We start from the raw sequence: 24,204 nt of genomic DNA, 5'->3' as shown, positions 1-24,204 counted from the left end.
AAACAAACGGTAAAAAAACAAAAGGTATACTTGTATACAAGATGCTGATTTCCATCCTACACCTTTCTTAAAACGTTGTAAACCTATACAGTGAAGCGGATACATCACGCGTTATTTTTGCAAACTTCAACCTATTATTCTTTATCCACATGTGAATAACTTAAAACAGGAATACAGATTTCATTACATATTATAAGAAGTGTGGATAACGGAAGAAGATGAAGAAATCAGCTCTTTTTCGGAGGTTGGGGATAACTTTTTTTGATGATTTTGTGGCTGTATTATTGGGGGAAAATCTCTAGGATAGAGAGGCATGTTTTTTGAGCGCTGGAAAGCATATGAAAAAGAGGGAGGGAGGCGTCGCTTTTCAGTTGACTTTTCCAATTGGACGTGGTTAAATATATAAAGGTGTTTTCTGTGAAGATGAAAAGGATTCATCACATAAGTATTTCCTTGTAAGGAGGTGCAATACATTGAGACCTACATTCAAACCGAACGTTAGCAAGCGTAAAAAAGTTCATGGTTTCCGTAAAAGAATGAGCACAAAAAACGGCCGTAAAGTTTTGGCTGCACGTCGCCTGAAAGGCCGTAAAGTCCTGAGTGCTTAATGCATCTGAAGACCACCGAGGTGGTCTTTTTTTTCTTAAAACGGGATTATTCAGGCTGGTTATATAGCGTAATTCATTGCTTTATAGGCTGTGAAGAAGCGTACCAGTTAGCTAATCATAATTGTTGGTTAAGTTTCTCTTTTTCAGAAACTTTCCTTATATACAAGTTGTCGCCAAGACGGTTTACCGTCGATCAAGAAAGCCTATACTAAATTAGTAATGATACCTCCGTCAATAACGTTGATGAAGGACAGCAAGGAGAAGCGCCGTGTATAAAAGACTGCGTCTGCGAAACCGTGCGGATTTTAGCCGTGTATATCGGTTTGGAAAATCGTTTGCCAATCATCAATTCGTGGTGTATGGCTGCCGCCGTAAAGATACCGAACAATTCCGGGTGGGCGTATCCTGTAGCAAAAAAATAGGAAACGCTGTCGTGCGTAACCGGATGAGACGCATGATCAAGGAAATTGTACGTCATCATGAACAAGAGATTGTTACGCAGATGGATTTGATTTTCATCGTCCGCAAAGGTGCATTAGGCATGCCCTATAAGGAAATGGAAAAAAGTCTGTTACATGTACTGCGTAAGGCCTCCCTGTTGAAGTCGTGCAAGCGGTAAGCTTCGGTTTATTTGTCCTCCTAATTATGGTATGATTTACGGTGGAATGGAATGGTTAAGAGAGGGGTTATGAAGTGTCGCGATTGAAGACATCTAAGGGGAAGTGGATTCTCCTCATTGCAGTCATTGCAATGGTCACTGTACTCGCCGGATGTACTCCACAAGGTGCAGGGGTTACAACGGAAGATCTGAAGAATAGTGAATCATTCTGGCAAGCCAATGTCGTGTACTGGTTCTCACTGGCGCTCGATACATTCGCTAACTGGTTTAGCGGTGAATATGGACTGGCTGTCCTGGTGATGGTGCTTATTGTACGGACATTGATTTTACCATTGACGATGAAACAGGTCCGCAGCTCCAAAGCGATGCAGGCCATTCAGCCGCAGCTGAAGGAGATTCAAGCCAAGTATAAAGATACACCTGAGAAAGTTCAGCAAGAGACGATGAAATTGTTTCAGGAGAACAAGGTTAACCCGATGGCCGGCTGTCTGCCTCTTATCATTCAGATGCCGATTTACATCGCACTTTATAACTCCATTTACGGAAACTCCAGTCTGAGAACGCATGATTTCTTGTGGCTCCAACTGGGATCACCGGATCACCTGTTTATTTTGCCAGTGCTGGCTGCCATCACAACGTTCATTCAAACGTGGATGATGATGCGTATGAATCCTGCACAGCAGATTGGCCCAATGCAGTTTATGCTGTGGGTGTATCCGATTTTGATTTTTGTTATGTCATATCAGTTCCCGTCAGCGTTGCCGCTTTACTGGTTCTACAGTAATATCTACACCATCGTGCAAAACTATTTCCTTTACCGGAATAATGATAAAGTTGTGGCCGAGGTCAACGTGAAGCAAAGCAGCTCTTCCAAAAATGGAGCTAAACGCAAAAACGGTGGCAAGGCAACCGTCTCTGGGAAAGGGTCGAAAGGGGCCAAAAAATCGAAATGACCACAGTCATTACGTCAGGAAAAACCGTTGAAGATGCTGTAAACCAAGGATTGGCTGAGCTTGGCGTGAGCCGGGACAAGGTCGAGATACAAGTTTTAGAGCAGCCGTCAAAAGGATTCCTGGGTTTGTTCGGGGTGAAGGCTGCTAAAGTTGAAGTGAGCTTGCTGCCCGTACCCGAAGCTGCACCGCAGCCGATCAAACCAGCCACACCTGAACCTGAGATTGAAGCATTACTTGAGGGTGTAGCAGTCCATAATCCCTATGAAGAAGCGGCTGCGTTTTTGAAAGAGGTTGCGGCAGGTATGGGGTTGGATGTGGAAGTGCATATCAAGAAACAGCGGGATGGTCACATCTTCAATATTTCCGGGAAAGACCTCGGCATGATTATTGGCAGACGTGGACAGACGCTGGATGCTCTTCAGTATTTGACCAATATCGTAGCCAATCGGTACTCGGAAAGCTTCGTTCGCATCGTACTTGATGCGGAGAACTTCCGTCAGCGCCGGCGGAAAACGCTTGAAGATCTAGCTGAACGATTGGCTGGACAAGCAATCCGTACAGGTAAGGAAGTTGTACTAGAGCCGATGCCTCCGCTTGAACGTAAAGTGATTCATGCCAAACTGCAAAATCACCCGCAGATTAAGACCTTAAGTAAGGGCGAAGAGCCCAATCGGCGTGTGGTTATTACGTTGAAATAACACGCAATTGATGACGCAATGGCTGCCTGCCCGGTGCAGAAGCCATTGCTTTTTTCGTACCGAAGCATATGCGACAGTAGTGTACCCATTGAGTTGAATATGTGTTGGCGTTCTCCGGAATGGATGGATGACAACTTCATTATAGAGAGTAGGGAGAGATCACAATGATTAGCGATACGATTACAGCCATATCTACGGCGGTTGGTGAAGCCGGCATAGCCGTTATTCGCGTCAGCGGGCCGGATGCGGTGACCGAGACAGAGAAGATTTTCCGCAGCAAAACACCTTTGACTCAGGCACCTTCCCATACAGTTCATTACGGGCACATTATAGATCCTGGCCATGGTGAAAAGGTCGAAGAGGTACTGGTCACGGTAATGCGTGCGCCTCGTTCCTTCACCACAGAGGATGTTGTTGAGATCAGTGCACATGGTGGTGTCGTATCTGTTAAGCGGGTGATGGATCTGCTACTGCAGCTGAACATCCGTTTGGCTGAACCGGGTGAATTTACGAAACGTGCCTTCCTCAATGGACGAATTGACTTGTCCCAAGCAGAAGGAGTCATGGATCTGATTCGTTCGAAGTCGGATCGTGCCTTCTCGGTAGCATTGAAGCAGGTAGAAGGTAAACTCTCCTCCAAGTTGCGTGATTTGAGATATACATTGGTAGAGACACTGGCTCATATCGAAGTAAATATCGATTATCCTGAGCATGATGTGGAATCATTAACGTCTGAATTTATAAAAGAAAAATCCAGTGAGGTTATGGCTGAGATTGATAAGTTGCTCACTACGGCAGAACAAGGCAAAATATTACGTGAAGGCATCACGACAGCAATCGTTGGAAGACCTAACGTAGGTAAATCCTCATTAATGAATACACTTGCTCAAGATAACCGGGCCATTGTGACTGATATTCCGGGTACGACCCGGGATGTCATTGAAGAATTTATTACAATAAACAATATCCCTTTGAAGTTGCTCGATACAGCAGGGATTAGGGAGACTATGGATGTTGTTGAGAAGATTGGGGTCGAGCGCTCACGTTCAGCTGTCAATGATGCGGATCTGATTCTGATGGTTGTGAATGCAGCTGAGCCTCTTCATCAGGATGAGATTGAATTGCTGGAACAAATCCGCGGTAGACAATCAATTATCATTATGAATAAAATGGACTTAGCGCCACAGATTGACCGTGACGTCCTGCTCCGTTACATTCCGGAGGAGCGGCTTGTTCCGATGTCTGTGAAGGATGATCTGGGCGTTGATCGATTGGAAGATGCCATCTCGACGCTGTTTTTCAGTGGAAAGCTGGAGTCTGCTGACTTGACGTATGTAAGTAACGTTCGCCACATTGCCTTATTGAAAAAGGCGAAGCAATCTCTGATTGATGCGTATGAGGCTGCGGATCAGTTTGTTCCGATTGATATGATCCAGATCGATGTTCGTTTGGCATGGGAGCAGCTTGGAGAGATCGTGGGAGATACAGCGCATGACGCATTAATAGATCAGATTTTCTCCCAGTTCTGCCTAGGAAAGTAAATCATTTTATCGTTTCTTTCAATGAAATGGTTGTGTATGATGGGAAGGTACAATTTCTGCCCGTTGTCAAAGGATGGAATGATGTTGTTGCCAGGAAGTGTTGGTTTTCATATAGATAACAGCAATATAAGGAGGTAATACACATGGCTTTTGATGGCGGCAGATATGATGTTATTGTCGTTGGAGCAGGACATGCCGGGGTAGAGTCAGCTCTTGCAGCGGCCCGAATGGGTTCAAAAACTCTGATGATTACGATCAACCTCGACATGGTGGCTTTCATGCCTTGTAACCCATCCATTGGTGGGCCGGCAAAAGGACACGTTGTACGGGAAATAGATGCACTCGGCGGGGAAATGGGCCGGAATATTGACAAAACCTTTATCCAGATGCGGATGCTCAATACAGGTAAAGGACCTGCCGTTCATGCGCTACGTGCGCAAGCGGATAAGTTCTCTTATCAGCATACAATGAAAGAAACGATGGAGAAAGAATCTAATCTAACGATGCGTCAGGGCATGGTAGATCGTCTAATCGTAGAGGATGGTCAGTGTGTAGGAGTTGTCACTCAAACAGGTACAGAATATCGTGCCAAAGCTGTAGTGCTGACAACAGGAACATACCTGCGCGGTAAAGTCATTATGGGCGAGCTGATGTATGAAAGCGGACCAAACAATCAGCAGCCATCTCTGAAATTGTCGGAGCATCTGCGTGAGCTGGGCTTCGAGCTTGTACGTTTCAAAACGGGTACACCACCGCGTGTGCATAAGGATACAATTGATTTTAGCAAAACTGAAATTCAGCCCGGCGATGATGAGCCGAAGTTCTTTTCCTATGAGACAACATCTTCTACGAATGAGCAGCTACCTTGTTGGTTGACGTATACATCTGTGGAAACACATCAGATTATTAATGATAATCTGCATCGTGCGCCGATGTTCTCAGGTGTGATTGAGGGAACAGGGCCGCGTTATTGCCCATCCATTGAGGATAAAATTGTACGTTTCAGCGATAAGCCAAAGCATCAGATTTTCCTGGAGCCGGAGGGTAAAAATACATCGGAGTATTACGTACAGGGTTTATCTACAAGTCTGCCAGAGGATGTACAACTGGCTGTTCTTCGTTCGATTCCGGGTATGGAAAAAGTGGAAATGATGCGTAACGGTTACGCAATTGAATACGATGCGATGGTTCCAACGCAATTGTGGCCATCTCTGGAAACAAAACGTCTGCCAGGGCTGTTCACAGCGGGTCAGATTAATGGTACATCCGGGTATGAGGAAGCTGCTGGACAAGGGGTTATGGCTGGAATCAATGCAGCACGTAAAGTGCAGGGCAAAGAGGCTATTGTACTTGATCGTTCCCAAGGTTACATTGGAGTACTGATTGATGATCTCGTTACCAAAGGCACGAATGAGCCTTACCGTTTGTTGACCTCTCGTGCCGAGTATCGTTTGCTGCTCCGTCATGACAATGCAGATATGCGCCTTACCGAAATTGGTCATGACATTGGACTGATTACCGAGGATCGGTATGCATCTTTTCTGGATAAAAAGGCGAAAGTCGAGCAGGAGATTGCACGTTTGAAAGATGCAAAGGTACGTCCTGTTGAAGTTAACGGAAAACTGGAAGAGATTGGTTCTACACCGATTCAGGATGGAAGCACATTGCTGAACCTGATGCGTCGTCCGGAGATTGGATATGACTGGATTGAGCAAGTATCTCCTTCCGAGGTGGAATTGACTGCTGATATGAAGGAACAAGTCGAAATTCAAATTAAATATGCGGGTTATATTGAGAAGCAATTGATCCACGTGGAACGTTTGCTGAAAATGGAGAAAAAGAAAATTCCAGACACGATCGTATATGATGAGATTCATGGTCTTGCGATGGAAGCCAAGCAGAAGCTGGCGAAAATCCGCCCAATCTCCATTGGTCAGGCGTCTCGTATTGCGGGTGTAACGCCTGCTGATATCTCCATCTTGCTTGTCTATCTTGAGCATTATAACCGCGTTACCGCAGCAAGGGGACAATAATGGACGATATTCAACAGCAGTTGCAGCTACGCTTGAAAGAACATGGTTTAGAAGTAGGAGAACTTCAGCTGGAACAGTTCGAACTATATTATAAAGAACTTGTATCCTGGAATGAAAAAATGAATCTGACCGGTATCACGGATCGTGAGCAGGTATATACCAAACATTTTTATGATTCGGTATCGTTAGCGTTTTATACAGATATGAACAAAGTAAACAAACTGGCTGACATCGGGTCAGGAGCAGGATTCCCGGGAATCCCGCTTAAGATTTGTTTTCCACATATCCAGCTTACAATCATCGACTCATTGAATAAACGGATTGGTTTCTTACAGTATGTAGTGGATACACTTGGTCTGGAGCAGGTCGAATTAATCCATGGTCGTGCTGAGGAGCTAGGCCGCAAAGAAGGATATCGAGACAGCTATGATCTGGTTACTGCACGGGCGGTAGCCAAGCTCGCGGTACTGAATGAATTCTGCCTTCCCTTTGTACGTAAAAGCGGTATGTTCGCTGCAATGAAGGGCGGAGACCCGCGGGATGAAATGAAGGAAGCAGAGTTCAGCTTTAATCAGTTAAAAGGACGGGTGAAGGCTGTTCATCCATTCCAACTGCCAGTGGAGGAATCGGAACGTCATATCATTTTGATTCAGAAATTTGATAAGACACCACATAAGTATCCTCGTAAACCAGGAACACCACTTAAAACGCCACTCGTGTAGAATTAGGGCATAAGGATAAAACAAAATAGCGTGTTGAAATATAGAACAGCAATATACAAAGAGGATGTTTCACGTGAAACATCCTCTTTGATTTTTTCGCATCTTTGATCTAGTAGCATCGATTGAGTTGAGATTAAATCAGAATTTAGATGGTGTATATGATGCGTTAGCTAATGAAGTAAATGACTGTGTTGTTACAATGGTTGAACGGAGAGGTCAAAAAAAAGCCTGAAAAGCGAAGCCAAAAGCTTTCTATAAGAAAGCTGTATTGGAAGCATAGGTCTTTCGTTATCACCAGATTTGTTCTATAGAAAAGGAAATCAAACAAATCTAGGAAAATAGCGATTCGAATTGTTCTGATACTAGATTTTTCATGTAGAAACCTTTAGTTCGACTGATATGCAATCGGAATCATTTTTTCTGTGAATGCTCCTTGCAAATAATAAAGCATAAGGTTGGTATGATGCTTTATTATTTCTTATTTTCCCGATCATTGTGAAAGAAAAGCAGGAAAATTTGCTGTCTCTAAAGAATAGGTAAACATAGGATTATGGTGAAAAAGATGATAGAATAGAAGTATCGGATTCTGCGTTAACAGTGATCATAGATTAGTTCATATTAATAGATGGTGAAGTATTTGATGCTGCTACGCAGCAAGTCATACGAATGGCATAACTTATTTCAGGAACGATGGAAGTGTTGTCTCGCTTATGGAATAAGAAGCACCTGCTGATCCGCGGGAGCTATTACGAAACTAGGTGGTAATCTACGGAATGAAAGAACAATTTTCGAAGTTGTTTGGTTTGGCGGAGCGCAATAACGGAGATGAGATTAAACAGGTCCCGGTTAATGAAATTGTGAGCAGTCCGTATCAACCCCGTACTATTTTTGATGATGATAAGATTGATGAGTTGTTGCAAACGATCAAAACACATGGTGTCATCCAACCCATTGTTGTTCGTGTTCGGAATGGATCATATGAGATTATTGCCGGGGAACGCCGCTGGCGTGCTGTTCGCAAACTTGGCCTTGAACACATCCCGGCCATCGTACGCGAATTCAACGATTCTCAAGCAGCATCCATTGCATTGATTGAGAACTTGCAGCGTGAAGGTTTAACCTCTATTGAGGAAGCGGTTGCTTACCAAAAGTTGATTGATCTGCATCAATTGACACAGGAGAGCCTTGCCCAACGACTTGGCAAAAGCCAGTCTACCATTGCCAATAAGATTCGGTTGTTGCAACTTCCAGAAGGTGTGAAAGCAGCTTTGATGGAACGGAAGATATCCGAGCGCCATGCAAGGGCCTTGTTATCCCTGGATACAGAAGAGTTGCAATTGAAATTGCTGGGCGAGATTATTGATAAGGAATTGAATGTAAAGCAGACCGAAGTTCGTGTTGCATTTTATAAAGAAGCTTCCAAAATTAAAAAGTCCAAACGGATATCTTTTACGAAAGATGTAAGACTGGCACTTAACACGATTCGTCAATCTATCGATATGGTAACAGGCTCAGGTATGGATATCAAAACAAAAGAAGCGGATCATGAGGATCACTACGAGATTGTTATTCATATTCCAAAACGCAAATAATTGAAGCTTAAGGCGGCAATGGCCGCTTTTTCTGTCTATATAGTCCGTTTTTCATGCGACGTGAAGGGAACAAATCGTTCTGTTAAGGAAACGGTAGTTGTTGTTCTTGTGGACGGTGGCCTCCTGCTTATTGTTAACTGTAACTCACAACCTACAAGAAAAGACTCCTATTTTATTTGAGGTGAAGGTATTGTCTAAGATTATGGCCGTAGCAAATCAAAAGGGCGGTGTGGGGAAAACAACGACATCGGTTAACTTGGGTGCAGGACTTGCTTCACTCGGGAAGAAGGTACTGCTTGTTGACATTGACCCCCAAGGAAATACAACGAGCGGAGTCGGAATTAATAAAGCAGATGTGGCGAATTGTATATATGATGTCCTAATTAATGATGTGCCTCCTCAGGAAGCGATCGCGGAGACACAAATTGAGGGACTTCATATCATACCTGCAACAATTCAACTTGCCGGAGCCGAGATCGAATTGGTATCCACCATATCGCGAGAAGTTCGTCTGAAAAAGGCACTCGCACAAGTTAGAAATAATTATGATTATATTCTTATTGATTGCCCGCCATCGCTCGGAATGTTGACGATCAACTCGCTAACAGCCTCCGATTCCGTGATTATTCCGATTCAGTGTGAGTATTATGCATTGGAAGGGTTAAGCCAATTGCTGAATACGGTTCGGCTGGTGCAAAAACATTTAAATACCTCTCTTCAGATTGAAGGCGTGTTACTGACGATGTTTGATGCTCGGACGAATCTGGGCATTCAAGTTATAGAAGAAGTGAAGAAGTATTTTCAGCAAAAGGTATATCAAACGATTATTCCGCGTAATGTACGGCTGAGTGAGGCACCATCTCACGGGCAATCCATTATAACGTATGATCCCCGTTCCCGAGGAGCGGAAGTGTATTTAGAGCTCGCAAAGGAAGTGATTTCTTATGAGTAAGCGGCTTGGAAAAGGACTAGATGCCCTCATTCCTTCGCTTTCAATTAATGACGATGATAAAGTCGTAGAAATCCCGATTAGTCAACTGCGGGCTAACCCTTATCAGCCGCGTAAAGCATTTGATGAGGAAGCAATACATGAACTGGCGGAATCGATCCGGCAGCACGGCGTGATCCAACCCATTATCGTTCGTCCTGTACTCCGAGGATATGAGATTATTGCAGGCGAGCGCAGGTTTCGGGCATCACAGTATTGTGGTAATGCTACTATTCCAGCTGTTGTTCGTACGTTTAATGATCAGCAGGTTATGGAAATAGCTCTGATTGAGAACCTGCAACGGGAGAATCTGAATGCAATGGAACTGGCAGTTGCCTACCAGGGATTAATGGATCAATTCTCTTTGACCCAAGAAGAGTTGTCCGTGAAGGTTGGTAAATCACGCTCTCACATCGCTAACTTTTTACGGTTGCTGGCTTTGCCAGAGGAAGTAAAGGATCATGTTTCACGTGGAACATTGTCGATGGGACATGCACGTGCCATTGTTGGTGTGAAGGATGAGAACCTGGTCAAACAGCTGGCTAAACAGTCCATTGATCAGCAGTGGAGTGTGCGTGAGCTGGAAGAGGCAGTGCAACAACTTGATCGTTCCAAATCAGGTGAAGCGAAGGCTAAGGCCAAGCTAAAGAAGAAAGATCCGTTCATTGACACCTTGGAAGAGTCACTTCGGGAACGATTTAAAACGACAGTGAAAATTAAACATGGTCAGAAAGATAAAGGTAAAATAGAGCTCAACTACTATAGCAAACAAGATCTCGAACGATTATTAGAACTGTTGCAATAACAACTCGGGTGCATCATTAACAACATGCAGAGCTACTCATGTCATGACATATCGACTCTGTGTTCTGGAGAAACGATATGTCATTCTTTGTTTGTAAACAAATCCTGTAAGTATTTCTTATGAGCTGAGGTGGTAGGAGGATGGAGAACACAATCTATCTGGATCATGCAGCAACATCTTGGCCTAAACCACCTGCTGTTGGTGAGGCAATGATGAATGCCCTTCAATTTGCAGGGGCTAACCCAGGCAGGGGGAGTCATCGTATGGCTGTGCAGGCGAGCAGGGTTTTGTTTGAAACGAGAAAAGGCTTAGCGACTCTGTTTGGTATTAAAAACCCTAATGATATTGCATTTGGTTCAAACACAACAGAAGCTCTTAATCTTGCAATTCAGGGTGTGCTTCAAGAGGGTGATCATGTGATAGCCACCATGGCGGAACATAATTCAGTTCGGCGCCCTCTGGAGTTCCTTCGCAGACAGGGTAAGATTGAGATTGATTATGTACCCGTCACAGCTTATGGAGCCATAGACTTAAAACAGATGGAGCGGATGTTTCGGAAAAACACCCGTTTGGTCGTATGTACGCACAGTTCTAATCTTCTAGGGAGCATTTTGCCAATTGGAGAAATCTCAGAACTATGCCGTCGACATCACGCTCTTTTACTGGTGGATGCAGCTCAGAGTGTTGGGATAATGCCAGTGGATGTAGGAAAACTAGGCATTGATATGCTCGCTTTTCCAGGACATAAGGGATTGCTAGGACCCCAAGGTACAGGCGGCTTATACATCGCTCCTGAGCTTGATGTGCAACCTCTCCTTCATGGAGGTACAGGTAGTCAATCCGAGGCAGTAGAACAGCCTAAAGTGCGTCCAGATCGATATGAAGCAGGGACTCCTAATACGGTGGGGATTGCTGGGTTAGGAGCGGGGGTGAAGCATGTACTTGCCATGACACCTGCTTCCATCTATCAGCATGAGTGGGAGTTAACGCAACATATAATGAATGGGCTTTCTTCGATCAAAGGTATTCAACTGTTGGGCCCGGACATTGGACAACCTCGTTCAGGATTAGTATCCTTTATAATTGAGGGATATGATTCAGCTCAGCTTGCATTCCGGCTGGATCGGAATTATGGTATTGCGGTTCGTTCAGGATTTCACTGTACTCCACTTGCGCATGAGTCAGCAGGTACAACAGCTACCGGGGCTGTCAGAGCAAGCGTTGGATACAACTCTTCCCATGAAGAGGTCGATGAACTCATTCGGGCCATTACTGAGCTAACAGCAGTGAAATAGGGAGTAACAAAATTGTTCAACGTTCTGTTGTTCAAAATGGAAATATATGATTAATTCCTTGAATAACGGGTTGATTTATAATAAAAGCTAAGAACTACGGACAGACGTGAATCTGATCAAAAACATAGAGGGGTAGTTGCACTTACATGGCTGAATTAAATGAGCTGATTCTGGAACAGCTGTTATGGATTATTGGCGGATTGGCATTGCTTACGGTGATTTTGCTGATCGTGAGTATTGCTCAAGGGGCAAAGTTACGGAAGTTTAAACGTAAATACGAAGCCATGATGGCTGGCAGTGGTGTGGAGGATTTGGAGTCCCTACTAATTAATCTGAAGATTCAGATGGACAGCATTGAGGACGAACACAAACTGCAAACGAATCAGTTGCAAACAGCATTGCAGAAGCTGGCTCGTATTCAGGGCAAGGTCGGTGTTAAAAGATACAACGCTTATGGAGAGCGTGGTAGCGACCTGAGCTTTTCGATAGCCATGATTAATGAAAGTCAGGACGGTATGATCCTTACGGGATTATTCAATCGTGATGGTTCATATGTATATGCAAAACCTCTAAAAGGGGGAGAGTCAACGTATACACTTTCCCCAGAGGAGAAGGAAGCTATTACTCTGGCACAGCAAGCAGAGTAGAGCGAGTGTGCCATTCCCGAATGGCCGAGTACAGACTGCTTGCTATAATTTCAGACATCCGCATAACGAGACTAAGCCGTGTGTTCTGAAGCACAAAGTATTCCATAAAACCGCCGACGTTAACGATACCTGTCAGATGGATATCGCCGACCGGCGGTAATTCTTTATTTACGCCTGCGCCAGGCTTGAGCGGACCGTTTACGACCTGGATACAACCGACACTAGAGGATTGGCCAAGACAGGCGTCAATACCAATCACATACGGATTTTGATGGGTGTTGTAGATTTTGTGGAGTGTGTCTTGCAGATTTACAGCATGAACCGGCTCATCCAATGTGCCATATAGATGGAACAGAGGGCTGTCCCATTTTGCCAGTGACGTACCCACTAGCGGTCCGAGACAGTCACCTGTGGAACGGTCTGTACCGATGCAGACAATCACTACATTTTGCAAGGAATGAGCTTTATAGAGATGGAACATTAAACGATGTACAATGGCAGAATGCACACCTGGATCAGTATGAGGAACTTTCAGGCTGGTCAGATCTTGTGATGAAAAGGAACGCGAAGTAGGATTCATAGGATCTATCCTTTCCCTTGGAATAGTAGTATCAGTATATGGAAAGGTAGAGTGTTTTATACTTCGGAAGGACAGGCTTTTTACCTGAGAGTGGTTGTAGCTTGAAAGGGGCAGGACATGGACGAATGGCTGAACGATTGGATGTTGATTGCGTTTGATTCAACGCAGCAGGCACTGCGAGCAGAGATGCTATTAGAGTTTGCTGAGATCGAGATTGACTTGTTTCCGACACCTAAGGAGATTACAGCGGGCTGTGCACTGTGTATTCAGTTTCCAAAAGAGGATCTGATGCGAGTACAGAAAATTATTCGTGATGAGTTTGTTGAGATTCGCGGCCTCTATTTCAAAACCGAAGACAGCTATGATAACATACCGATGTAGAGGAGGAATCAGACTTTGATGTCATTTTATTTTGCGCAAGCTGGTAATAATGTCGGCATTTATGCATCAACTGTGGATGAAGCCATTCGTTGGACGGATAAAGTGTGGGCTAAAATTTCGGATACGGATATGTGGCTTAACATCATGTTCAGTTCGATTCGCATCCTCATTATTTTTATTATCACTCGTATTGTCATTAAAGTGGTGTCCAGGGTTATTGATCGTTCGATGGAACGGAAGCAGGAAGGCAAAATTCGCGTCAACCCGCGCAGATTCGTAACGATTGGTGAGTTGTTGAAAAATGCAACCTCGATAACCTGTAATTTCATTATGATTTTGTTACTGTTATCCGAGATCAATGTACAGGTTGGACCATTGCTAGCTAGTGCCGGTGTTCTGGGGCTTGCAATTGGTTTTGGTGCCCAGGGTTTAGTGAAGGATGTCATTACCGGATTCTTTATTATTTTAGAAGATCAGTTTGCTGTAGGAGATGTGATTCAGACAGGCACGTTCAAAGGAACCGTTGAAGTCATTGGCCTAAGAACAACCAAACTGGTAAGCTGGCAGGGAGAAGTACACATCATTCCGAATGGTACAATTGCAAGTGTGACTAACTATTCGATGTCTAATTCGCTTGCTGTAGTGGATATCCCGATGAAGGCTGATCTGACGCTGGATGAGTCCGTACATCTGGTGAAGCAATCGCTCGCAGGTATTGAGGAACGAGATCTGAATATTGTGAAGGTACCGGATGTGCTAGGTATTCAGTCGATGTCCACTTCTGATTATGTCATTCGTGTGGTAGCGGAATGTATGCCGAACTCCCGGTCTTCGGTCGAACGTCAAATTCAGGGAGATGTGAAGAAAATACTCGAGTACCATGAGAGAAGCAAATTGGCTGCATTAGAGCAGGCGGCTGCGATGGATAATGATGAGGGAGATGGTGCAGGTGGAGCGTAAAAGTTTCCAGCTTGGAGATATCGTACAGATGAAAAAGCAGCATCCCTGTGGAAGCAATGAGATGGAGATCATTCGGATGGGGATGGATATTCGGATCAAGTGTGTTGGTTGCAAACATAGCGTACTGATTCCTCGGGCCAAGTTCGAGAAAAATATGAAAAAAGTGTTACGCTCGGTAGAAGAGGATGAGGAATCCTGAGGGTAGGGTGGAAGAGGAAAACATATATCCGGTGTTTTAGATGCAAGATCTAGCCATATCGCGGTGATGAAACGTAATAGTGAAATAGCGTTTTCATGCAGACAGGGTATAGGTATTGCTTTCCGACTACAGGCGTGATATAATCAATTTTGCTGCGGAAAGGTACCCAAGAGGCCCAAGGGGGCTGACTCGAAATCAGCTAGGCGTGTCACAGCGTGCGTGGGTTCGAATCCCACCCTTTCCGCCACTTAAGTCATTTAGATTTTGCGAAAATGTAATGCTTACATAACTCCATGGACTGGAGTCATCATAAACAACTTGAAGGGACTAGCCTATTGGATAGTCTTTTTATTTTGTTTCTTATATTTTTTTAGTGAAAATTGTATAATGTGGCCCCGTATAAAAAAATAAAGAGCCCTGACGGGCTCTTTATCCGGCGGCACATGTTTAGTTAGATCACAATCGGTCGTAACGACAGAAACGCTGGCTGTACTGCTTGTAGCAATACCTGTGCTTCGGACTGAAGTCTTACACACCCACAAGCTTCTTATATTACGTGATGCATCTCCAACATCGAAAAATCGGCTTCGTTGTCCAACGGAACCACACCTCTCTCGTGTACCGCCTGATTGTATTATGTGCTAACTACCGTTTTATATACGTGGTACTGAAAAAAAACTTAGTGAACGCGAGCTTTAGTCAGCTTTTTCCACTTGCGATTGTGATTGCTCGTTTCCGGAAAGGCTTCACCTTTTTTTAGCGTGACTCGCTTGGGATCATTAATTTCCGTGTGAAAACTCTTCTCCCCGACTTCAGTGTATTCTCCATCATTCGGCGCTTTGTCACCAGGTTCGAACTCGGTTCTTTCACCCATAATAAGTAGCCTCCTCCACAGAATGAGATCAGTGTTACTTCTGTAGTGTGTTCCATCTGATGTCTAAACATGATGGGGATTATGTACCAATATGTACAGGGAACGTTTGCTTGCATTTCATTTGTGTATTTGTTATATTAATATAGTTCGAGTTTGTGCTCGTTCCTTGCTCTCAACCTGGATTGAGGGCCAGAGTCCATAAGGAGGTGAAAATTATGCGCAAATATGAAGTGATGTACATTATTCGTCCTGACGTTGAGCAAGAAGTTGTTCAAGCTACAGTCGATAAATTCCAAGGCATCATCTCCAACGGCGGTGGTGAGGTTACAGCTCACGACGTTATGGGTAAACGCCGTCTTGCGTATGAGATCAAGAAATTCCGTGATGGTGTTTATGTTCTGGTACACTTCACTGCTGAACCAGCAGTAGTTACTGAGCTTGAGCGTCTCATGAAGATTTCTGACGAAGTAATTCGTTATCTCATTACCAACGACGTTAAGTCTGCCTAAGACATTAACTCGTGATTATCGCACCAATACGCTCAGAAGGAGGGGATTACATTGTTGAACCGTGTCATTCTGATCGGCCGGTTAACCCGGGATCCTGAGTTGCGTTATACTCCAGCAGGAGTAGCCGTGACACAATTTACTTTGGCCGTAGACAGACCGTTTACAAGCCAAGGAGGAGAGCGGGAAGCAGATTTTATTCCGGTCGTAACCTGGAGACAGCTTGCCGAGACTTGTGCAAACTATTTGCGTAAAGGTCGTCTGGCTGCAGTCGAAGGACGCATTCAAGTACGGAACTACGAGAATAACGAAGGAAAACGTGTATACGTGACCGAAGTCATTGCCGATAATGTTCGTTTCTTGGAGTCAGCTAACCGCGAAGGCGGTGGCGGCGGGGGTCAACCTATGCGTGAAGAGCCTTCTTATGGAGGCGGCGGCGGACGTGCAAGCAACAATAATGCTGCGCGTAGCAACAATCAGGATCCTTTTTCCGATGACGGAAAACCGATTGATATATCGGATGATGATTTGCCATTTTAACGTGAGCCGTTACTCGTACGAGATATCGGTTACATGATAGGAAAGGACTGAAAAGCATGGGCTTCAAGCAAAGAGAAGGCGGAGACGATAAAAGACCGGCACGTCGTGGTGGTCGCAACAAACGTCGTAAAGTGTGCTTCTTCACAGCGAACAAAATTACTCACATCGATTATAAAGATACGGACTTGCTTCGTAAATTTATCAGCGAACGTGGAAAAATTTTGCCACGCCGTGTAACAGGTACTAGCGCTAAATATCAACGCATGCTGACGATTGCAATCAAACGCTCCCGTCAAATCGCATTGTTGCCATACACAACTGAGTAGTCTTACTCAGTTTGCATACAAGAGCAGCCGGCTATAAGCCGACTGCTTTTTTTGTATTCTTAAATACTATAAATCTAAGGATAAGAATAAGGATAACATATGAAAATTTAAGAAAATGAAAACGTATAATCATGTAATTTTTGCAGAAGAAGCTTTCACAGCTGAGATGAATTATAATAGAAGTTAGTTTACCTGAAATGAAGCCTTTAAAAAAGAATTAAAGCTTGATGAGTAGAAAAAGTGTAGGAGAGTATATGAATTCATCACTACGTAAGCTAAGACAGCGAAGGAAGAAAAGCCTGAGAAACTGGATCATCGCAACGATTATTCTATCCATTGTATTTGTATGGTTGCAACAAAAAGGGGACTTGGGAGAGATATGGCAAGATGAAATAATTCCTGAGCCTTTGCCAATTACCGGTTTGCATCCAGCTGTTGCCGAAAGTGAAGGTGTATTAGTCCGTATGGCTGCCAGGCGAGGTATAGAAGTTGTGATTACGCATGGATATCGGAGTGTGGAGGAACAAGATGCTCTCTTTGCACAGGGACGCTCATCTTCTGGGAATATTGTCACCAATGCAAGAGGCGGGGAGTCTTATCATAACTATGGACTAGCCATTGATTTTGCCTTAAGAACCCCTGATGGAGATATTGTCTGGGATATGGAACGAGATGATAATGGCAATGGCAAGGCAGATTGGATGGAGGTTGTCGATTTAGCTAAAGAGCTAGGTTTCACCTGGGGTGGAGACTGGACTAACTTTCCGGACTATCCTCATCTACAGATGGACTTTGATTTGAGTATTCGTGATTTAAAACGTGGTAAAAGGCCACCATTGGTGCCACAAAGGTAATAGTATATATGCGTAATTATGAATATTTATTAGTAAAGTCCTGCTTTTTGCAGGACTTTTTTCTTTCTTTTGTAAAATAAATGTTCAAAAGTAACAATTAACTCTTTACAGCAACAATTAAATAAAACTATACTATAATAACTAGATTTTTACGTTTATCTTACAAACCTTAAATAAATGTATATATATAAGCTTCATATGACTTCTAAGCAGAGATTCTATGAAACGACAAAATCCCCCTAAATGTGACATGTAATTTACACTAACTAAGTTACTCCCAAATCATTTGCTATTAACTCTACACATTGTGTCATAGACATGTTATATATATACACAAAAAAACTTTGTACACACGCCTCATATTGTTGTAATTCCACCCGAGCACACTTAACTCTCACACTAAAATCCTGCTATAGATACCTTTTAGCCAAAACTATTACCCAAAACTGTAGCATAGAAAACATTTATTCCATAAATCCCAAAATAATGATTGACGTTAACTTAAATTACACGTATGATTACAGTAATTATTTGTATTTATAATTCCGCTAGGAATTATCAACATTAATTGACCAATGGTTTAAATTGAAGACTATAATCTTGATTCTGTTAACGATAAGGTATTTTGTATACACTTTTGTTCAATTTAAGGAACAACATGGAAATATACAGTGGATGCACTCTTCTACTTATGAATACAGTCTGATGAAATTACAGGGTTAGGGTGATTGATTTGAATAAAGAGCTATTGGAAGTCAGAGACTTAACGACATCATTCAGAATTGAAGATAACTATTATGCAGCAGTCGATCATGTTAATCTTAAGGTTAAGAAGAATGAAGTGTTGGCTATTGTAGGAGAATCAGGTTCAGGTAAGAGTGCATTTGCATTTTCTCTGATGGGATTGCATAACAAAGCCAAAATCGAAGGTCAGATTCTCTATAAAGGGAAAGATATCGCCAACATATCCCCTAATCAATTAAACAAACTGCGCGGAAGAGAAATGGCCATGATCTTTCAGGATCCACTATCCGCACTCAATCCTCTAATGATCATAGGTGAACAGATTGAAGAGATTCTCACTCTTCATCAACCGAAGCTGTCTTCCAGAGAGAAGCGGGATAAGGTTATTCACTTATTGAACCAGGTAGGGATTCCACGTCCCGAACAAATATATAAGCAATATCCCCACGAATTATCTGGCGGCATGAGGCAACGTATTGTTATCGCGATCGCAATTGCCAATAAGCCAGAACTGCTCATTGCCGATGAACCAACAACAGCACTTGACGTTACCATTCAGTTGCAAATTCTCGAGTTGATCCGAGAGCTGAAGAATGAGATTAACGCAGGCATTATCCTTATTACGCATGACCTTGGTGTAGTGGCCGAGATGGCTGATCGTGTAGCCGTCATGTATGCAGGAGAAATTGTTGAAATAGCGGATATTGTTACATTGATGACCAATGCAAAACATCCCTATACACGTTCATTATTAAACTCGATCCCTACGATTACTGAAGAAAAATCCAAATTACATGTCATTCAAGGCATCGTACCTTCTCTCAAAAATCTTCCAAGGCAGGGGTGCAGATTCAAGGCCCGAATTCCATGGATTAGCGACTCTGCTCATGAAGATAACCCGCAGATGCATGAAATTGCGCCAGGACACTTTGTAAGGTGTACCTGCTATCAGCACTTTCATTTCCCTGATCAAGCGGAGGAGGCATAACATAATGGCATTACTTGAAGTAGAAGGACTCAAAATACACTTTCCGATTCGCGGAGGATTACTAAAACGGGAGATTGACAGTGTCAAAGCGGTTGACGATGTCAGCTTTTCCATTGAAGAAGGCCAGACTTACGGTCTTGTTGGAGAATCCGGTTCAGGCAAGACAACAACAGGCAGAGCTGTGATTGGTCTGAATCATGTGACAAGTGGAAAAATTTTATTCAATGGCAGGGATTTGACCAAAGAACGACGCAAAGATCGCCAGCTTCAGCGGGATGTACAGATGATTTTCCAGGATCCTTATTCGTCTCTTAACCCGAAGAAGCGCGTTATGGACATCATTGCTGAGCCTCTAAGAAACTATGAACGACTGACGGCAACGGAAGAGAAGAGACAGGTCGGTAGCTTATTAGAGAAGGTAGGGTTGAGTCCGGAGTCTATCTACAAGTATCCGCATGAATTCTCAGGTGGACAGCGTCAACGGATTGGAATCGCTCGTGCCATTGCACTCAAGCCCAAACTGATTATCGCTGACGAACCTGTATCTGCACTGGATGTATCCGTACAAGCCCAGGTGCTCAACTTCATGCAGGAAATTCAGAAAGAACTGAATCTGACCTATTTGTTTATCAGCCACGATCTGGGCATTATTCGTCATATGTGCGACCAGATTGGAATTATGTATAAAGGTCGATATGTGGAACAAGGGACAACAGATGATATTTTTGAAAATCCCCAACATATCTATACCAAACGTCTTATCGCAGCGATTCCGGATATGGACCCAACCAAACGTGAGGAAATGATAGCTTTCCGACAGCAGATCAAATCCGAGTATGAAAATTCATACCGCAATTTCTTCGATGAGGAAGGGCTTGCTTATTCGCTCCAATCCATTTCCGATACTCACCGGGTAGCTTTACCTCAGAAAGGTTGAAGGCCATATGTGGAAAACTATTGTACGCCGAATATTTATAATGATTCCTCAAATAATTTTGCTTAGTATTCTGGTCTTCCTGATGGCCAAAGCCATGCCAGGTGACGCGTTGACGGGACTGCTTGATCCGAGTATTGATCCCAAAGCGCTAGAAGAACAGCGTGAACGGCTAGGATTGAATAATCCATGGTATATACAGTATTGGGACTGGATCAGGCATGCAGCTATGGGTGATTTCGGACAATCGTTCCGTTTTAAAATGCCAGTAACAGATCTTATTGGTCAACGGATTGCCAATACATTCTGGCTTGCATTGGCAACACTGATTCTCACATATCTTATTGCTATTCCACTCGGTATCATCAGTGGTCGTTATAACGACACCTGGTCTGACCGTTTAATTACAGGATATACGTACCTGGGTTTTGCAGCACCACTCTTCATTTTCGCTCTGGTCATGGTCTGGATTTTCGGGTTCCGTTTTGGATGGTTCCCGACAGGGGGAAGTGTGGCACCAGGCCTTACACCAGGAACATTTGAATACGTCATAAGTAAGATTCACCATTTGCTATTACCAGCGTTATCAATGGCACTAATCTCCACTGTATCCACGGTACAATATTTACGCAGTGAGATTATTGATATCAAGCACAAAGAGTTCGTAATCACGGCGAGAGCCAAAGGTGCTTCGGAATCCCGAATCTACAACAGACATATTTTGCGAAACTCCCTGTTGCCGATTGCTGCATTTTTCGGGTATGAGATTACGGGGCTGATCGGCGGAACCATCTTTATTGAAAGTATATTCAGCTACCCGGGTATGGGACAGTTGTTCCTGAATTCCATCTCATTACGGGATTTCAGTGTAGTCACAGCACTCGTATTATTATATGGGATTGCTACGATTCTAGGCTCACTGCTGTCTGATATTATTCTGGGATTGGTCGATCCGCGTATTCGCATTAAGTAAGAACTTGAAGATTTCGGGGTGAAAACAGATGAGCAAGACCAATGATGTTATTGTAACTTCGCAGAAGGTTGATAAAAGTCCTTCCGGCTTAAGCATTGTGTGGCGAGAGTTGGTCAGGGACAAAGTAGCCCTCGTTTCGCTCATATTCCTGGGGCTTGTCATTCTTCTTGTATATGGAACCTCTATGATTCTGAATCAGGACGATATTGTTAAAGTTGATTTGTTTGCACTATATGAGCCACCTTCCGCACAATACTGGCTGGGAACAGACTATGGCGGACGAGATGTATTTGGTCAGCTTGTTATTGGGACAAGAAACTCTTTAACTATCGGTATTCTGGTAACCTTAATGACTGGATTTATTGGCATTTTGGTTGGTGTGCTCTCGGGATACTTTGGCGGAATGATTGATAATATGTTCATGCGTGTGGTGGACTTTTTCATGATCTTGCCATTCCTGATGATGGTTATCGCCTTTGTAACGGCTGTACCGAAATATAATATCGTTTCATTCTCGCTCATTATGACCGCCTTCCTATGGATGGGAATCGCCAGATTGATTCGATCCAAGGCGCTTCAGGAGGGTGAACTCGAGTATATTAAAGCATCCAAAACACTTGGATCTTCTCACTTTAAAATTATTGTATCGCAGCTTCTTCCTAACCTAAGTTCGATTATCATTGTAACGATGACATTGAACCTGGCAGCTAATATTGGTCTTGAATCCGGGTTGTCTTTCCTGGGATTTGGTTTCCCGGAAAGCACACCAAGTCTTGGAACACTCGTAAGTTATGCACGTAATCCGCAAACCTTGGAATACAGATGGTGGATTTGGCTACCTGCATCACTACTGATCCTGGTATTGATGTTGAGTATAAATAATGTCGGACAGGCCTTGAAACGTGCGACGGATGCAAGACAAAGAAGAGGTTAAAAAAAGGGAGGAAAGGTTCATGAAAAAGGGATTATTTTCACGAGGACTATTTTTCACGATGATGCTGGTCTTTGTATTGGCGCTTGCGGCGTGCTCCGAGAAAGAAGCAGCAACTCCTGCACCAGGAGCAAAAACAGAAGAAGGAAAAACAGAGGAGAAACCTGCGAAAGAAGAAGGGGTTTACTCTATTGAGGATTTCAGTAATGTCAAAAAGAATGAAGGTACAGCCATTGCAGGTGGGTCACTTACCTTTGGTCTCGTATCCGATACTGCTTTTGAAGGTACATTGAACTATAACTTCTATTCCGGTAATCCGGATGCGCAAGTTTTGCAATGGTTTGACGAAGGTTTGCTGACTTGGGATAAAGACTATGTTTACACCAATGATGGTGCAGCAACATACGAAACTTCCGAAGACGGCAAAACGTTTACGCTCACGATTCGTGACAATGTAAACTGGCATGATGGCAAGCCGGTAACGGCTGAAGATTTGCAGTTTGCTTATGAAGTCATCGGTGGCAAAGGTTATGACGGCCCGCGTTATGATTCCAATTTCACAAGTGTTGTAGGTATGGATGAGTATCATGCTGGAAAAGCAAAAACAATCTCTGGTATTAAAGTGCTGAGTGACAAAAAAATCAGCATTACGTATAAAGAAGCAACGCCATCCCTGTTGACAGGCGGCGTGTGGACATATCCATTAGCGAAACATATTTTTGGTAACATGGATATTGCGAAAATGTCTTCTTCCAAAGAAGTACGTGAGAAGCCAATCGGTTTTGGTCCGTTTAAAGTAGAAACGATCACACCAGGTGAGTCTGTAACGTTTGTTAAAAACGATGACTACTGGCGCGGAACTCCAAAACTGGACAAAGTAACATTGAAAGTAATCAACCCGACAACGGTTGTTCAAGAGCTGAAATCTGGCGGTGTAGATCTGGTAGACTCCTTCCCGACAGACCAGTATAAAGACAATGCGAACCTCTCCAACGTTGAATTCCTGGGTGCAATCGACCGTGCGTATACGTACATCGGATTCAAACTGGGAACATGGGATGCTGAGAACAATAAAGTTAAATCCAATCCTGACGCAAAAATGGGTGATAAAAACCTGCGTAAAGCGATGTGGATGGCTGTAGATAATGACCAAGTAGGTAAACGTTTCTACAACGGTCTTCGCTGGAATGCAACAACACTGATTCCACCTTCTCACCCTGAATTCCATGATTCCAACAATCCAGGTGTGAAATATGATCCGGAAGCTGCAAAGAAATTGCTTGACGAAGCTGGCTATAAAATGGACGGAGAATTCCGTACGAAGCCAGATGGTTCACCACTTGAAATCAATTTTATTTCTATGACAGGTGGCGACACAGCTGAGCCACTTGCACGTTACTATGTTCAATCTTGGGCAGCAATCGGTCTGAAAGTAAACTTGGAAATGATCGAGTTTAACAACTTCTACGACCGTGTAGGTAACACAGGTAAAGATGATCCTAATGTCGATGTGTACCAAGCGGCTTGGGGTGTTGGTATCGACGTTGATCCATCAGGTCTGTATGGACGCGATGCACTCTATAACTTCCCTCGTTTCTCCAGTGAAGAGAACGACAAATTGCTGGCACGTGGTATCTCTGCTGAAGCATTCGACGTAGAGAAACGTAAAGAGATCTACAATGAATGGCAACAATACATGGTAGATGAAGTTCCAGTATTCCCAACGTTGTACCGTGCTGTGGTATCACCAGTTAACAAACGTGTAATGAACTATGCGATTGGTGATGGAACTGGCGTATACTTGAGCGATCTGGCTGTAAATGCAGATAAAGCGGTTGTTGCTCAGTAATTATTAATAAACATGGATTCCAACACTCTGGCATGGGGTGTATGGAGTCCATGTTTTTTTTGTA

At 43.6% G+C, this 24,204-nt stretch carries 26 protein-coding genes and 1 tRNA gene; 25 read left to right on the top strand and 2 right to left on the bottom strand.

Annotated elements, in window-relative coordinates; translation table 11 throughout:
* The first annotated feature begins 473 nt into the window (after positions 1–473).
* The 12 genes from rpmH (at position 474) to J2T16_RS16620 (ending at position 12,501) form a co-directional block, all read left to right on the top strand.
* The gene (gene rpmH, locus J2T16_RS16675) at positions 474–608 is read left to right on the top strand and encodes a 50S ribosomal protein L34 (protein ID WP_019914530.1); all 135 of its coding nucleotides are present in this window, start codon (positions 474–476) and stop codon (positions 606–608) included.
* 268 nt (positions 609–876) lie between these two features.
* A complete protein-coding gene (rnpA, locus tag J2T16_RS16670; RefSeq protein WP_090923602.1) occupies positions 877–1,227 on the top strand; it encodes a ribonuclease P protein component in 351 nt (116 codons plus the stop codon).
* A gap of 74 nt (positions 1,228–1,301) precedes the next feature.
* On the top strand, positions 1,302–2,180 hold the full coding sequence (locus tag J2T16_RS16665; RefSeq protein WP_090923601.1) for a YidC/Oxa1 family membrane protein insertase: 879 nt from the start codon (positions 1,302–1,304) through the stop codon (positions 2,178–2,180).
* The gene (gene jag, locus J2T16_RS16660) at positions 2,177–2,878 is read left to right on the top strand and encodes an RNA-binding cell elongation regulator Jag/EloR (RefSeq protein ID WP_336121487.1); all 702 of its coding nucleotides are present in this window, start codon (positions 2,177–2,179) and stop codon (positions 2,876–2,878) included. The genes J2T16_RS16665 and jag overlap by 4 nt, the downstream gene beginning before the upstream one ends.
* 164 nt (positions 2,879–3,042) lie before the next feature.
* Entirely contained in the window at positions 3,043–4,419 is a 1,377-nt protein-coding gene (gene mnmE, locus J2T16_RS16655) for a tRNA uridine-5-carboxymethylaminomethyl(34) synthesis GTPase MnmE (RefSeq protein ID WP_145414530.1), read from the top strand.
* Positions 4,420–4,562: 143 nt separating this feature from the next.
* Positions 4,563–6,452 (top strand): tRNA uridine-5-carboxymethylaminomethyl(34) synthesis enzyme MnmG, encoded by a 1,890-nt coding sequence (gene mnmG, locus J2T16_RS16650; RefSeq protein WP_253498854.1) that lies wholly within the window; start codon positions 4,563–4,565, stop codon positions 6,450–6,452.
* Positions 6,452–7,174: a 16S rRNA (guanine(527)-N(7))-methyltransferase RsmG gene (gene rsmG / locus J2T16_RS16645; protein WP_499018798.1), complete on the top strand. Its 723-nt coding sequence runs from the start codon at positions 6,452–6,454 to the stop codon at positions 7,172–7,174. Before mnmG ends, rsmG begins: the two co-directional genes overlap by 1 nt.
* A 773-nt stretch (positions 7,175–7,947) precedes the next feature.
* Positions 7,948–8,766, top strand: a complete 819-nt coding sequence (gene noc / locus J2T16_RS16640) for a nucleoid occlusion protein (protein ID WP_499018797.1) — start codon at positions 7,948–7,950, stop codon at positions 8,764–8,766.
* A gap of 190 nt (positions 8,767–8,956) precedes the next feature.
* Positions 8,957–9,718, top strand: a complete 762-nt coding sequence (locus J2T16_RS16635; protein WP_090923627.1) for a ParA family protein — start codon at positions 8,957–8,959, stop codon at positions 9,716–9,718.
* Positions 9,711–10,559, top strand: coding sequence for a ParB/RepB/Spo0J family partition protein (locus J2T16_RS16630; RefSeq protein ID WP_154985156.1), 849 nt, complete (start codon positions 9,711–9,713; stop codon positions 10,557–10,559). Before J2T16_RS16635 ends, J2T16_RS16630 begins: the two co-directional genes overlap by 8 nt.
* A gap of 140 nt (positions 10,560–10,699) precedes the next feature.
* The gene (locus J2T16_RS16625) at positions 10,700–11,854 is read left to right on the top strand and encodes an aminotransferase class V-fold PLP-dependent enzyme (protein WP_221787669.1); all 1,155 of its coding nucleotides are present in this window, start codon (positions 10,700–10,702) and stop codon (positions 11,852–11,854) included.
* 146 nt (positions 11,855–12,000) lie between these two features.
* A complete protein-coding gene (locus J2T16_RS16620) occupies positions 12,001–12,501 on the top strand; it encodes a DUF4446 family protein (protein ID WP_090923593.1) in 501 nt (166 codons plus the stop codon).
* Here the strand turns inward: J2T16_RS16620 and yyaC are convergent.
* Complete coding sequence (gene yyaC / locus J2T16_RS16615) at positions 12,476–13,081, bottom strand: spore protease YyaC (protein WP_090923592.1); 606 nt, start codon at positions 13,079–13,081, stop codon at positions 12,476–12,478. The two genes, J2T16_RS16620 and yyaC, sit on opposite strands and share 26 nt — an antisense overlap.
* A 117-nt stretch (positions 13,082–13,198) precedes the next feature.
* Here yyaC and J2T16_RS16610 point away from each other — a divergent pair, with 117 nt between their 5' ends.
* The 4 genes from J2T16_RS16610 to J2T16_RS16595 all read left to right on the top strand — a co-directional run bounded on the left by J2T16_RS16610 (position 13,199) and on the right by J2T16_RS16595 (position 14,868).
* Positions 13,199–13,462 carry a putative Se/S carrier protein gene (locus tag J2T16_RS16610; RefSeq protein WP_186809681.1) on the top strand — a complete coding sequence of 88 codons (264 nt, stop codon included), beginning with the start codon at positions 13,199–13,201 and terminating at the stop codon, positions 13,460–13,462.
* Positions 13,463–13,480: 18 nt separating this feature from the next.
* Positions 13,481–14,422: a mechanosensitive ion channel family protein gene (locus J2T16_RS16605; protein ID WP_336122766.1), complete on the top strand. Its 942-nt coding sequence runs from the start codon at positions 13,481–13,483 to the stop codon at positions 14,420–14,422.
* On the top strand, positions 14,412–14,621 hold the full coding sequence (locus J2T16_RS16600; protein ID WP_090923590.1) for a DUF951 domain-containing protein: 210 nt from the start codon (positions 14,412–14,414) through the stop codon (positions 14,619–14,621). Before J2T16_RS16605 ends, J2T16_RS16600 begins: the two co-directional genes overlap by 11 nt.
* Positions 14,622–14,777: 156 nt before the next feature.
* A tRNA-Ser gene (locus J2T16_RS16595) sits at positions 14,778–14,868 on the top strand.
* Positions 14,869–15,300: 432 nt separating this feature from the next.
* Here J2T16_RS16595 and J2T16_RS16590 read toward each other — a convergent pair.
* Entirely contained in the window at positions 15,301–15,495 is a 195-nt protein-coding gene (locus tag J2T16_RS16590) for a YjzC family protein (protein WP_090923589.1), read from the bottom strand.
* A 215-nt stretch (positions 15,496–15,710) separates the two neighbouring features.
* Between J2T16_RS16590 and rpsF the strand changes: the two genes are divergently transcribed.
* The 9 genes from rpsF to J2T16_RS16545 all read left to right on the top strand — a co-directional run bounded on the left by rpsF (position 15,711) and on the right by J2T16_RS16545 (position 24,140).
* A complete protein-coding gene (gene rpsF, locus J2T16_RS16585) occupies positions 15,711–16,004 on the top strand; it encodes a 30S ribosomal protein S6 (protein ID WP_024629534.1) in 294 nt (97 codons plus the stop codon).
* A 51-nt stretch (positions 16,005–16,055) separates the two neighbouring features.
* Positions 16,056–16,541 (top strand): single-stranded DNA-binding protein, encoded by a 486-nt coding sequence (gene ssb, locus J2T16_RS16580; protein ID WP_090923588.1) that lies wholly within the window; start codon positions 16,056–16,058, stop codon positions 16,539–16,541.
* Positions 16,542–16,597: 56 nt separating this feature from the next.
* A complete protein-coding gene (gene rpsR / locus J2T16_RS16575) occupies positions 16,598–16,867 on the top strand; it encodes a 30S ribosomal protein S18 (protein WP_090923587.1) in 270 nt (89 codons plus the stop codon).
* Between the two features lie 227 nt (positions 16,868–17,094).
* Positions 17,095–17,721 (top strand): M15 family metallopeptidase, encoded by a 627-nt coding sequence (locus J2T16_RS16570; RefSeq protein ID WP_260510744.1) that lies wholly within the window; start codon positions 17,095–17,097, stop codon positions 17,719–17,721.
* Between the two features lie 733 nt (positions 17,722–18,454).
* The gene (locus J2T16_RS16565; RefSeq protein ID WP_090923585.1) at positions 18,455–19,453 is read left to right on the top strand and encodes an ABC transporter ATP-binding protein; all 999 of its coding nucleotides are present in this window, start codon (positions 18,455–18,457) and stop codon (positions 19,451–19,453) included.
* 4 nt (positions 19,454–19,457) lie between these two features.
* The gene (locus J2T16_RS16560) at positions 19,458–20,390 is read left to right on the top strand and encodes an ABC transporter ATP-binding protein (RefSeq protein WP_260510743.1); all 933 of its coding nucleotides are present in this window, start codon (positions 19,458–19,460) and stop codon (positions 20,388–20,390) included.
* A 7-nt stretch (positions 20,391–20,397) separates the two neighbouring features.
* Positions 20,398–21,360 carry an oligopeptide ABC transporter permease gene (gene opp4B / locus J2T16_RS16555; RefSeq protein WP_154889655.1) on the top strand — a complete coding sequence of 321 codons (963 nt, stop codon included), beginning with the start codon at positions 20,398–20,400 and terminating at the stop codon, positions 21,358–21,360.
* A gap of 28 nt (positions 21,361–21,388) precedes the next feature.
* On the top strand, positions 21,389–22,294 hold the full coding sequence (locus J2T16_RS16550; protein WP_123067009.1) for an ABC transporter permease: 906 nt from the start codon (positions 21,389–21,391) through the stop codon (positions 22,292–22,294).
* 19 nt (positions 22,295–22,313) lie between these two features.
* Positions 22,314–24,140 carry an oligopeptide ABC transporter substrate-binding protein gene (locus J2T16_RS16545; protein WP_221787668.1) on the top strand — a complete coding sequence of 609 codons (1,827 nt, stop codon included), beginning with the start codon at positions 22,314–22,316 and terminating at the stop codon, positions 24,138–24,140.
* Positions 24,141–24,204: the final 64 nt, after the last annotated feature.

The sequence above is a fragment of the Paenibacillus intestini genome (assembly GCF_030803945.1).
Taxonomy (GTDB): Bacteria; Bacillota; Bacilli; order Paenibacillales; family Paenibacillaceae; genus Paenibacillus; species Paenibacillus polysaccharolyticus.
Note: the sequence above shows the minus strand (reverse complement) of the source record. Positions and strands in the feature narration are given on the sequence as shown.

Coding starts and splice junctions, on each gene's coding strand:
- jag (WP_336121487.1), top strand. CDS start 2,177: ATGACCACAGTCATTACGTCAGGAAAAACCGTTGAAGATGCTGTAAAC.
- mnmE (WP_145414530.1), top strand. CDS start 3,043: ATGATTAGCGATACGATTACAGCCATATCTACGGCGGTTGGTGAAGCC.
- mnmG (WP_253498854.1), top strand. CDS start 4,563: ATGGCTTTTGATGGCGGCAGATATGATGTTATTGTCGTTGGAGCAGGA.
- rsmG (WP_499018798.1), top strand. CDS start 6,452: ATGGACGATATTCAACAGCAGTTGCAGCTACGCTTGAAAGAACATGGT.
- noc (WP_499018797.1), top strand. CDS start 7,948: ATGAAAGAACAATTTTCGAAGTTGTTTGGTTTGGCGGAGCGCAATAAC.
- J2T16_RS16630 (WP_154985156.1), top strand. CDS start 9,711: ATGAGTAAGCGGCTTGGAAAAGGACTAGATGCCCTCATTCCTTCGCTT.
- J2T16_RS16625 (WP_221787669.1), top strand. CDS start 10,700: ATGGAGAACACAATCTATCTGGATCATGCAGCAACATCTTGGCCTAAA.
- J2T16_RS16620 (WP_090923593.1), top strand. CDS start 12,001: ATGGCTGAATTAAATGAGCTGATTCTGGAACAGCTGTTATGGATTATT.
- yyaC (WP_090923592.1), bottom strand. CDS start 13,081: ATGAATCCTACTTCGCGTTCCTTTTCATCACAAGATCTGACCAGCCTG.
- J2T16_RS16610 (WP_186809681.1), top strand. CDS start 13,199: ATGGACGAATGGCTGAACGATTGGATGTTGATTGCGTTTGATTCAACG.
- J2T16_RS16605 (WP_336122766.1), top strand. CDS start 13,481: ATGTCATTTTATTTTGCGCAAGCTGGTAATAATGTCGGCATTTATGCA.
- J2T16_RS16590 (WP_090923589.1), bottom strand. CDS start 15,495: ATGGGTGAAAGAACCGAGTTCGAACCTGGTGACAAAGCGCCGAATGAT.
- rpsF (WP_024629534.1), top strand. CDS start 15,711: ATGCGCAAATATGAAGTGATGTACATTATTCGTCCTGACGTTGAGCAA.
- rpsR (WP_090923587.1), top strand. CDS start 16,598: ATGGGCTTCAAGCAAAGAGAAGGCGGAGACGATAAAAGACCGGCACGT.
- J2T16_RS16570 (WP_260510744.1), top strand. CDS start 17,095: ATGAGTAGAAAAAGTGTAGGAGAGTATATGAATTCATCACTACGTAAG.
- J2T16_RS16560 (WP_260510743.1), top strand. CDS start 19,458: ATGGCATTACTTGAAGTAGAAGGACTCAAAATACACTTTCCGATTCGC.
- opp4B (WP_154889655.1), top strand. CDS start 20,398: ATGTGGAAAACTATTGTACGCCGAATATTTATAATGATTCCTCAAATA.
- J2T16_RS16550 (WP_123067009.1), top strand. CDS start 21,389: ATGAGCAAGACCAATGATGTTATTGTAACTTCGCAGAAGGTTGATAAA.
- J2T16_RS16545 (WP_221787668.1), top strand. CDS start 22,314: ATGAAAAAGGGATTATTTTCACGAGGACTATTTTTCACGATGATGCTG.